Origin of the sequence: Streptomyces sp. B6B3 (genome assembly GCF_039871525.1) — a bacterium.
Lineage (GTDB): Bacteria > Actinomycetota > Actinomycetes > Streptomycetales > Streptomycetaceae > Streptomyces.
This window is the reverse complement of sequence record NZ_JBDPLU010000018.1, coordinates 37,523-47,191: the sequence shown is the minus strand read 5'-3', so window position 1 is coordinate 47,191 and position 9,669 is coordinate 37,523. Positions and strand designations below refer to the sequence as shown.

General features: G+C 69.9%; 8 protein-coding genes. All 8 read left to right on the top strand.

The features are described from left to right. Positions 1-90 precede the first annotated feature (90 nt). The 8 genes from ABGB06_RS29595 (at position 91) to ABGB06_RS29560 (ending at position 9,612) form a co-directional block, all read left to right on the top strand. A complete protein-coding gene (locus ABGB06_RS29595) occupies positions 91-1,245 on the top strand; it encodes a cytochrome P450 (protein ID WP_347594983.1) in 1,155 nt (384 codons plus the stop codon). A 387-nt stretch (positions 1,246-1,632) separates the two neighbouring features. After that, on the top strand, positions 1,633-2,913 hold the full coding sequence (locus ABGB06_RS29590) for a PLP-dependent aminotransferase family protein (RefSeq protein ID WP_347594980.1): 1,281 nt from the start codon (positions 1,633-1,635) through the stop codon (positions 2,911-2,913). Positions 2,914-3,000: 87 nt separating this feature from the next. Next, complete coding sequence (dpgA, locus tag ABGB06_RS29585; protein ID WP_347594977.1) at positions 3,001-4,137, top strand: 3,5-dihydroxyphenylacetyl-CoA synthase DpgA; 1,137 nt, start codon at positions 3,001-3,003, stop codon at positions 4,135-4,137. Positions 4,138-4,163: 26 nt separating this feature from the next. Beyond that, positions 4,164-4,829 carry an enoyl-CoA-hydratase DpgB gene (gene dpgB / locus ABGB06_RS29580; RefSeq protein ID WP_347594975.1) on the top strand — a complete coding sequence of 222 codons (666 nt, stop codon included), beginning with the start codon at positions 4,164-4,166 and terminating at the stop codon, positions 4,827-4,829. Continuing rightward, the gene (gene dpgC, locus ABGB06_RS29575; protein WP_347594973.1) at positions 4,826-6,127 is read left to right on the top strand and encodes a (3,5-dihydroxyphenyl)acetyl-CoA 1,2-dioxygenase DpgC; all 1,302 of its coding nucleotides are present in this window, start codon (positions 4,826-4,828) and stop codon (positions 6,125-6,127) included. Before dpgB ends, dpgC begins: the two co-directional genes overlap by 4 nt. Before the next feature lie 40 nt (positions 6,128-6,167). Next, positions 6,168-6,965, top strand: a complete 798-nt coding sequence (locus ABGB06_RS29570) for an alpha/beta hydrolase (protein ID WP_347594970.1) — start codon at positions 6,168-6,170, stop codon at positions 6,963-6,965. 141 nt (positions 6,966-7,106) lie between these two features. Continuing rightward, positions 7,107-7,331: an MbtH family protein gene (locus ABGB06_RS29565; protein WP_347594968.1), complete on the top strand. Its 225-nt coding sequence runs from the start codon at positions 7,107-7,109 to the stop codon at positions 7,329-7,331. A 172-nt stretch (positions 7,332-7,503) separates the two neighbouring features. Continuing rightward, on the top strand, positions 7,504-9,612 hold the full coding sequence (locus ABGB06_RS29560) for an ABC transporter ATP-binding protein (protein WP_347594966.1): 2,109 nt from the start codon (positions 7,504-7,506) through the stop codon (positions 9,610-9,612). Positions 9,613-9,669 lie beyond the last annotated feature (57 nt).

The following is a 9,669-nucleotide window of genomic DNA, read 5'->3' as shown; positions in this document are numbered from 1 at the left end:
GCAACGACACCGGGAAGTCAGAGCTCCTCGGGCCGGCACGGAAATGGGAAAAAATCCGTGCCGGCCCGCGCCCAGGAAAGGAATCCGCGCATGGTGACGCAAACGGAAACTCACGACACGGTAAAAGATCTGTTGGGTGGACACCGCGACGGGGTGAACATCTCGGCCAAATTGCTGCAGGCAAAGACGGAATCGCCGATCATCGAGGTCCCGAACGGGCCGGTGAACTGGATCGTGCTCGGCGGCGCCGAGGTCCGGGCGGTGCTTTCCGACACGGAACGGTTCTCCAACGCGCCGGCCGAGGGGCCGCTCCCCGGCAACGTGCTCCAGTACGACCCGCCCGACCACACCCGGATGCGGCGGCTGCTGGCGCCGGAGTTCTCACCGCGGCGGATGCGCGTGCTGCGGCCGCGGATCGAGGAGATCGCCCGGGACTGCGTGGCCGACCTGGAACGGGCGGGCTCTCCGGCGGACCTCATGCGGCGCTTCGCGTGGCCCCTCACAGCCCTGGTGAGCTGCGCGCTCTTCGATCTGCCGCGGGACGACGCGCTGGCGCTGACGCGGATCAACACGATCCGGTCCGCCGGGGACGGCCCGAACCAGATGCGGGCGATCATGGCCTACAACAACTACCGGAACCGGCTGGTGGAGCAGATCCGTGCCGAGCCGGGCGACGGCATGATGAGCCGGTTGGCGCGCGAGCACGGCGACGAGCTCACCGACGCCGACCTGGGCGGCATCCTGGACTCCGTGGTGTTCGGCCAACTGGAGGGCACCTCCCAGACGCTGGGGGTGGGGGTGCTGGTCCTGCTGCAGCACCCCGAGCAGCTCGCGCTGCTGCGGTCCCGGCCCGAACTGCTCGACACGGCGGTCGAGGAGCTGCTGCGCTACGCGACGGTCGTCACCAACGCCTCGCCCCGCAAGGCCCTGGAGGACGTGCCGCTGGCCGGCCGGGTGATCAAGAAGGGCCAGCTGGTGCAGTGCTCCCTGCTCGCCGCCAACCACGGCGGACCCGCCGAGGAGGACGGCCTCAACATCGCCCGTGAGCAGGTCTCCCACATGGCCCTGGGCCACGGCATCCACTTCTGCGTCGGCGCCGCGCTGGCCCGGGCCGAGCTGCGGGCCGGCCTCATGGTCCTGCTGGACCGCCTCCCCGAGCTGCGCCTGGCCGTGCCGCTGGAGGAGCTGAGCTACCGCCTCACCTCGCCGCAGTTCGGGGTGAACGCGCTGCCGGTCGCCTGGTAGCCGAGCATCGTCCAAGTGCCCATCTTGGACGGTTGGACATCACGCGCGGGGCCGGGCGGCCCGGTTCGGGTCGCCCGCCTCCGATCCCCTTTTCTCGCCGAGTGCGGCGCCGAGTGCGGCGCCGGGTATGGCGAATGCCACAACATCATTTTCGGCGAACTCCCGGCACCCGTGAACCGCCAGGTAAGCGGCCCGACAAGACCGTCTGTGAAGACTCTCCCCAGACGGTTGGACACCGTTGGTGAGTGCACTGCATTCGTGTGATCCTGAGCGGCGGACACAGACCCACTCCCACACTCGAACCCGCACGGGGGAATTTCCATGGCCGGACGGAGCGTTGACACCGGTAGTGAACCGGCACCCCACGGGTCACTTCGGAAGTCCGAGTTGCACGGCAGCGTCTCCGATCCGCTGCTGGACACGATGAACTTCCTCAACGAGATCACGCTCCGCTACCCCGACGCGATCTCGTTCGCGCCCGGCCGCCCTTACGACGGCTTCTTCGACATCGAGCAGATCTTCGAGCATCTGCGCCGGTACCTGGACCGGCTGGTCGAACAGGGCGTCGGGCCGCAGCAGCTCCGCGCGCAGATGTACCAGTACGGGCCCACCGCCGGGTTCATCCGGCAGGAGCTGGCCGACTGGCTGCGCGACGACGAGGACATCGACGTTCCGGCCGAGTCGATCGTGGTGACCGTCGGGGCCCAGGAGGCCATGCTGCTGGTGCTGCGCGCGCTGGTCGCCGGACCCGACGACGTGGTGCTCGTGGCCAGTCCCTGCTACGTCGGCATCACCGGCGCGGCCCGGGTGTTGGACATCCCGGTGACGCCGGTCGAGGAGCGGGCGGACGGCTTCCACTGCGCCGACCTGGAGGCGGCCATCAAGGCCGAGAAGGCCAACGGGCGCCGCCCGCGCGCCTTCTACGTGGTGCCCGAGCACTCGAACCCGGGCGGCACCACCATGGACCTCGCCGCCCGCAGGGAGCTCCTGGAGGTCGCCGCCCGGCACGACGTGCTGGTGCTGGAGGACACCCCGTACCGGCTGGTCAGCCCCGGCGAGCGGCTGCCCACCCTGAAGTCCCTGGACCGCACCCGCTCCGTGGTGCACCTGGGCTCGTTCTCCAAGACCCTCTTCCCCGGCGCCCGCGGCGGTTTCGCGATCGCCGACCAGGTGGTGGTGGACGACGCGGGCGGCACCGGCCTGCTCGCCGACGAGCTCGCCAAGATCAAGAGCATGGTGACGGTCAACACCCCGTCGCTGAGCCAGGCCGCCGTGGCCGGCGCCCTGCTGGCCGGCAAGCTCTCCGAGCTGAACGCCGAGTCCGCCGACTACTACGGGGACGCCATGCGGTCGGTGCTGGAGCACCTGGACCTGCGGCTGCCCGCCGACCGCCGCGCCGCGCTCGGCGTGTCGTGGAACGCGCCCACCGGCGGGTTCTTCCTGGCCATGCGGGTCCCGTTCCGCGCCGACAACGCGGCCCTCACCAGGTCCGCCCAGGACTTCGGGGTCATCTGGACCCCGATGCAGCACTTCTACCCGGGGGACGGCGGCCACCACGGCATCCGGCTGTCCACCAGCTACCTGACGCCCGCCGAGATCGCGGAGGGCACCACGAGACTCGCCCGGTTCATCGAGGCCGAGAGCGAACGCCACACCGAGAACACCTAGCGCACGAGAGGACGACAGCACAGTGAACGGCACGAGCATCACTCGACCGACGCGCGGCAAGCCGCGAATGTGGGGGTGGACCTTCCGATGACCATGACCATCGAGCCCGTTGACGTGTCGGACATGGCCACTCCGGCGGTCCTGAACCAGCCGTTAGCCCCCCGGATGATCGGGGTGGGCACCGCCGCGTCGCCGACCGCCTACTCGCAGGAGGAGGTCCTCGACGCCTTCGAGATCACCGACCCGAAGATCCGTTCGGTCTTCGTCAACAGCGCCATCGACCGCCGCTTCCTGACCCTCCCGGATCCGGGCCCCGACGGGCACCGGCACCCCGAGGAGCAGGGCCAACTGCTCGACAAGCACAAGGCCATGGCCGTCGAGATGGGCATCAACGCCCTGGACAACTGCCTCAAGGACCTCGGCGCCACCCGCGCGGACGTCCGTCACCTGTGCTGCGTGACCTCGACCGGCTTCCTGACCCCCGGTCTGAGCGCGCTCGTCATCCGCGAAGCCGGGATGGACCCGTTCACCAGCCGCTCCGACATCGTCGGCATGGGCTGCAACGCCGGCCTCAACGCCCTGGGCGTGGTCGCCGGCTGGTCCGCCAACCACCCGGGCGACCTGGCGATCGTGCTGTGCACCGAGGCCTGCTCCGCCGCCTACGCGATGGACTCGACCATGCGCACCGCGGTGGTCAACAGCCTGTTCGGCGACGGCGCCGCCGCCCTGGCCCTGGTCAGCGGCCAGCAGGAGACCGCCGGCAACGGCATCCGCGCCGCCGCCGGCCCGCGGATCCTGAAGTCGGCCAGCTACCTGATCACCGACGCCGTCGAGGCGATGCGCTACGACTGGGACGACCACCTGGGCCGCTTCAGCTTCTTCCTCGACCCGCAGATCCCCTACGTGGTCGGCGCGCACGCCGAGCGCGTGGTGGACCGGCTGCTGGACGGCACCGGGCTGCGGCGCAGCGAGATCGGGCACTGGCTGGTCCACTCCGGTGGCAAGAAGGTCATCGACGCCGTGGTGGTCAACCTCGGCCTCACGTACCACGCGGTCCGCCACACCACCGGTGTGCTGCGCGACTACGGCAACGTCTCCAGCGGCTCGTTCCTCTTCTCCTACGAGCGGCTGACCAACGAAGGCACTGTCCGACCTGGCGACTATGGAGTGCTCATGACGATGGGCCCGGGCTCGACGATCGAAACGACGCTGGTCCAGTGGTGAGCGCGGGAGAGGTGACGAGCGAGCCGATGACGCTTCGCATCGACGGCGGCGAGCCGCTGTCCATGACCACGGTCAAGTCGCTCATCGCGGTCTGCGAGCAGGCCGAGGATCAGGCGGCCAAGGACGAACAGGGCTCCGAGATACTCACGGTGTTCGTCTCCGGCGTCCCGGCCGAGGGCTGGTCCGCCGGCATCGACGTGGCGCTGGTGACGAAGTGGGAGCGCGCGCTGCGCCGGCTGGAACGGCTGCCCGTCGCCACCGTCGCGGTGGCCAACGGCGACTGCGGCGGCCCGGCCCTGGACGCGTTCCTGGTCACGGACATCCGCGTCGCCACCGAGGACACCCGGCTGCTGGTGGCCAGGGAGGGCTCCGCCACCTGGCCCGGCATGGCCGGCTACCGGCTGGTCCAGCAGGCCGGCGCCGCCCGGACCCGCCGCGCGGTGCTCTTCGGCGCGCCGATCGACGCCAGGGCCGCGCTCTCCCACGGCATCGTGGACGAGCTGACCGACGATCCGGTGGTCACCGCGAGCACCGCCGCCGACCTGCTCGGCGGCCTGTCCGGCAAGGAGCTCGCCATCCGGCGGCAGCTGCTGTTCAACGCCACGACGACGAGCTTCGAGGACGCCCTCGGCTCGCACCTCGCGGCGTGCGACCGGTGCCTGCGGCAGGGCGCCGCCAAGGAATCGGTATGACGACGGCGGTACGCGAGGACGCCCGGGGCATGTGGCCGAGCCTGGCCGAGGCCGCGGCGCGCGTCGAGGAGCTGGTGGCGTCGCTGCCGGCGCCCGGCGCGCGCTCCCCGGAGCAGCGGGCGGAGGCGACCAGGGCCCACGACGAGGCCCGCACGCTGCGCGTCCGTTTCCTCGACGAGAACGTCGACGCCGTCTACGACCGGCTCACCGACGAGCGCTCCAGGTATCTCAGGACCGAGGAGCTGGTCGACGCCGCCGCGCACGCCTATCCGGGACTGGTCCCCACCGCGGCCCAGCTCGCGGACGAGCGGACCAAGCCGCAGGCGGCCAAGGAAGGCCACGAGATCGACCAGGGCATCTTCCTGCGGGCGGTGCTGCGTTCGGCTCGGTCGGGATCGCACCTGATGGACGCCATGCTCCGGCCGACCACCCGGGCCCAGCGGCTGCTCCCCCACTTCCAGCGCGTCGGCGCCGTGGAGATGGAGACGCTCCGGCTGGAACGCCGGGACGGCGTGGCGCGGGTGACGATGTGCCGGGGCGACTGCCTGAACGCCGAGGACGACCGGCAGGTCGACGACATGGAGACCGCCGTCGACCTCGCCCTGCTCGACCCGGACGTCCGGGTCGGGCTGGTCCGCGGCGGGGAGATGACCCATCCGCACTACGAGGGCCGGCGGGTGTTCAGCGCCGGCATCAACCTCAAGGCGCTGAGTTCCGGCGGGATCTCGCTGGTCGACTTCCTGCTGCGCCGCGAGATGGGCTACATCCACAAGCTGGTCCGCGGCGTTTTCCACGAAGGGCCGGGGAGCTGGCACTCCCCCCGGATCGAGAAGCCGTGGGTCGCCGCCGTGGACGGCTTCGCCATCGGCGGCGGCTGCCAGCTGATGCTGGTGTTCGACCACGTGATCGCCGCGTCCGACGCCTACTTCAGCCTGCCGGCCGCGCAGGAGGGCATCATCCCGGGCGCGTCGAACTTCCGTCTCGGCCGGGTGACCGGCCCCCGGATCTCCCGCCAGATCATCCTCGGCGGGCGCCGCATCGAGGCGAGCGAGCCGGACGCCCGGCTGCTGGTCGACGAGGTGGTGGAGCCGGACGAGATGGACGCGGCGGTCGAGCGTAGCCTGACGCTGATGGACGGTGAGGCGGTGCTCGCCAACCGGCGCATGCTGAACCACGCGGAGGAGTCCCCGGACGAGTTTCGTAGGTACATGGCGGAGTTCGCGCTCCAGCAGTCCCTCCGGATCTACGGCCAGGACGTGATCAACAAGGTCGGTCGGTTCGCGGCACGCTCCGCGTGACGGGCTGACAAGGAAAAGCGCGGCGGGAAAGGGACGGTCAATGCCGATCGCTCGGATCAACGGAATCAACCTCAGTTTCGACGAACACGGCGCCGGCAAACCGGTCGTCATGGTCACCGGAACCGGTGCTCCGGGGCGAATATGGCGGACCAACCAGGTGCCGGCCCTCACCAGGGCCGGTTACCGGGTGATCACCCTCGACAACCGCGGAATTCCGCCGACCGATCTGTGTCCCGAGGGATTCACCCGCGAGGACATGGCCGCCGACGTGGCCGGTCTCATCGAGCACCTCGGGGTGGGACCGTGCCGCGTCGTCGGTTTCTCGTTGGGCTCGATCGTCGTTCAGGAACTGCTCGTGGCCCGACCGGAACTCGTCGAACGGGCCGTTCTCATGGCGACCACCGGACGCGGCGACACGCTGGTCGCCGCGGCGACGGCCGCGGATATGGAACTCGCCGACAGCGGCGCCAAGATTCCGCCGCGTTTCGCGGCCTACGTGCAGGCGCTGGAGAACCTCTCGGCGGAGACCCTGGACGACGAGGAGGGCCTGCGCGACTGGCTCGACATCTTCGAGATGTCGGCGGTCGACCGCGCCCAGGTGCGGAACCAGCTCACCCTCCAGGTGCTGCCCAACCGACTGCCCGACTACCGCCGCATCACCCGACCCTGCCTGGTCATCGGCTTCGCCGACGACCGGGTGCTGCGTCCGCGGCTCGGCCGCGAGGTCGCCGACGCCATTCCCGGCGCCAGGTACACCGAGATCGCGGGCTGCGGTCACTACGGGTACCTGGAGAAGCCCGAGGCGGTGAATTCCGCAATCATCGACTTCTTCGCGTGACGGGCGTCGTGAACGCCCGTCACGCGGAGTGCACGCGGGGTGCACGCGGCGGCGTCCACCCATCGACGTTGTCGTCGCCCCGTACCCCCCGATAGTGTATTTCGTGTCGTGCCCTGACAAGGTCAACTGACGGGAGTAGTCATGGAAAACCCCTTCGACGACGAGGACGGCTCCTTTCTCGTTCTGGTGAACGACGAGAACCAGCATTCGCTGTGGCCGGCCTTCGCCGAGGTTCCGGCCGGCTGGAAGTCCGTCTTCGGCGAGAGCACCCGTAAGGCGTGCCTCGAGTACATCGAGGAGAACTGGACGGACATGCGTCCGCAGAGCCTCATCGACGCGATGAAGGAACACGAAACCGCCAGTTAGCCCCCGCCCCCCGAGCGCAACAACGAAACTAGAGGTGGTATCCGTGGTCATGGGTGGCCCGGGTCCGGTGATGGTTCGCGGAATGGGGCCTGACGAATCGCTGAAACAGGCCGAGGTCACCCCCGGCACAGCGAAACGCATCATCTCCTATACCAAGCGTTACCGTCGCACGATGCTTTTACTGTTCTTCATCAGCGCGTTGAACGCCGGTAGCGCGGTGGCTCCGCCCCTGATGTTCGCGTACCTGATCGACGAGGGCATCCTGAAGGGCGACACCTCGCTCGTGGTGTGGGTCGCCGTGGGCGTCGCCGCACTGGCCCTCGCCGGTGCCCTTCTGGGCTTCGGCGAGGCGTACTTCTCGGCGAAGCTGAGCGAGGGGCTCATCTACGATCTGCGCACCCAGGTCTTCGACCATGTGCAACGGCAACCGTTGATGTTCTTCACCCGAGCACAGACCGGCGCCCTGATCAGCCGGTTGAACACCGACGTCATGGGCGCGCAGCAGGCGTTGACCTCGCTGTTCTCCACGGTCGTCGGCTCCGGACTGACCATGATCTTCGTCCTGGTCACGATGTTCCTGCTGTCCTGGCAGATCACGCTGGTCTCGCTGGTGCTGCTGCCGTTCTTCATCGTCCCGGCCAGGGTCGTCGGACGCCGGATGCAGCGGCTGATGCGCCGGCACATGCAGATCAACGCCGAGATGGGCTCCATGATGCAGGAGCGCTTCAACGTCACCGGCGCCCTGGTCTCCAAGCTCTACGGCCGGCCGGACACCGAGACCGGTCACTTCTCCGAACTGGCCGGCAGGGGCCGCGACGTCGGCGTCACCACGGCCGTCTACATGAAGATGCTCTTCCTGACCACGCTGCTGGTGAGTTCCGTCGCCGCCGCCGTGGTCTACGGTCTCGGCGGCGCCCTGGTCGTCGACGGCACCATCGGGCTGGGCACCATGGTGGCCATGGGCACGCTGCTGACCCGGCTCACCGGCCCGGTCGGCCAGCTGTCCAACGCGCAGGCGGACGTGATGACCACGCTCGTCAGCTTCGACCGGCTCTTCGAGGTCCTCAACCTCAAGCCGCTGATCGCCGAGAAGGAGACCGCGACACCGCTGCCGGCCACCTCCTCCGAGGACGGGACCGCGCCGGAGATCGAGTTCAGCGGGGTGTCGTTCCGCTACCCCAAGGCATCGGAGGTCTCCCTCGCGTCGCTGGAGTCGATCGCCCTGCCCACGCCGGAGCGCGACGACGACTCCTGGACGCTGAGCAACCTCAGCTTCACCGTTCCCGCGGGCAAACTCACCGCCCTGGTCGGCCCCTCGGGCGCCGGCAAGACGACCATCACCAGCCTCGTGCCGCGGCTCTACGACCCCAACGAGGGCACCGTCAGGATCGGCGGAGTCGACCTCAGGGACGTGACCCTGGACTCGCTGCGCGACACCGTCGGCATGGTCATCCAGGACGCGTACCTCTTCCACACGACCATCCGGGAGAACCTCCTCTACGCCAAGCCGGAGGCCAGCGAACAGGAGCTGATCGCGGCCTGCGAGGCCGCGCAGATCTGGCACCTGCTCAGGTCGCTCCCCGACGGCCTCGACACCGTCGTCGGCGATCGCGGCTACCGGCTCTCCGGCGGCGAGAAGCAGCGGCTGGCCATGGCCCGGCTGCTGCTCAAGGCCCCGCCGGTGGTCGTCCTCGACGAGGCCACCGCCCACCTCGACTCCGAGTCCGAGGCCGCCATCCAGCGCGCGCTGAAGACCGCCCTGACCGGCCGCACGTCCCTGGTGATCGCCCACCGGCTCTCCACCATCAAGGACGCCGACCAGATCCTGGTCCTCGACAAGGGCCAGATCAGGGAACGCGGCACCCACGAGGAGCTGCTCGAACTGGACGGGCTCTACGCCGAGCTGTACCGCACCCAGTTCGCCAACCAGGCCTCGAAGAACGGCGCCAACGGCGCGGTTCCCCCGCACCGGGAGGAACCGCACGGCGAGCCGGTCCACGCCGGCTTCGGCGGTCCGGGAGGCCCCGGCATGGGCACGGGCATGGGCCCAGGACCCGGCGGTCCCGGGATGGGGCCGGGTCCCGGCGGTCCCGGTAGGGGACCCGGACCCGGCGGCCCCGGCATGGGCATGGGCCCCGGACCCGGCCGGATGGGTCCAGGCCCCGGCGGCCCCGGCATGGGCATGGGCCCCGGACCCGGCCGGATGGGTCCAGGCCCCGGCGGCCCCGGCATGGGACCCGGACCCGGCGGCCCCGGCATGCACGGCCCCGGCCCGCGCTGAGGCTCCCGGCCGACGGCGCTGAACGGTACTGAACGGCGCTGAACGGATGGCGGCCCT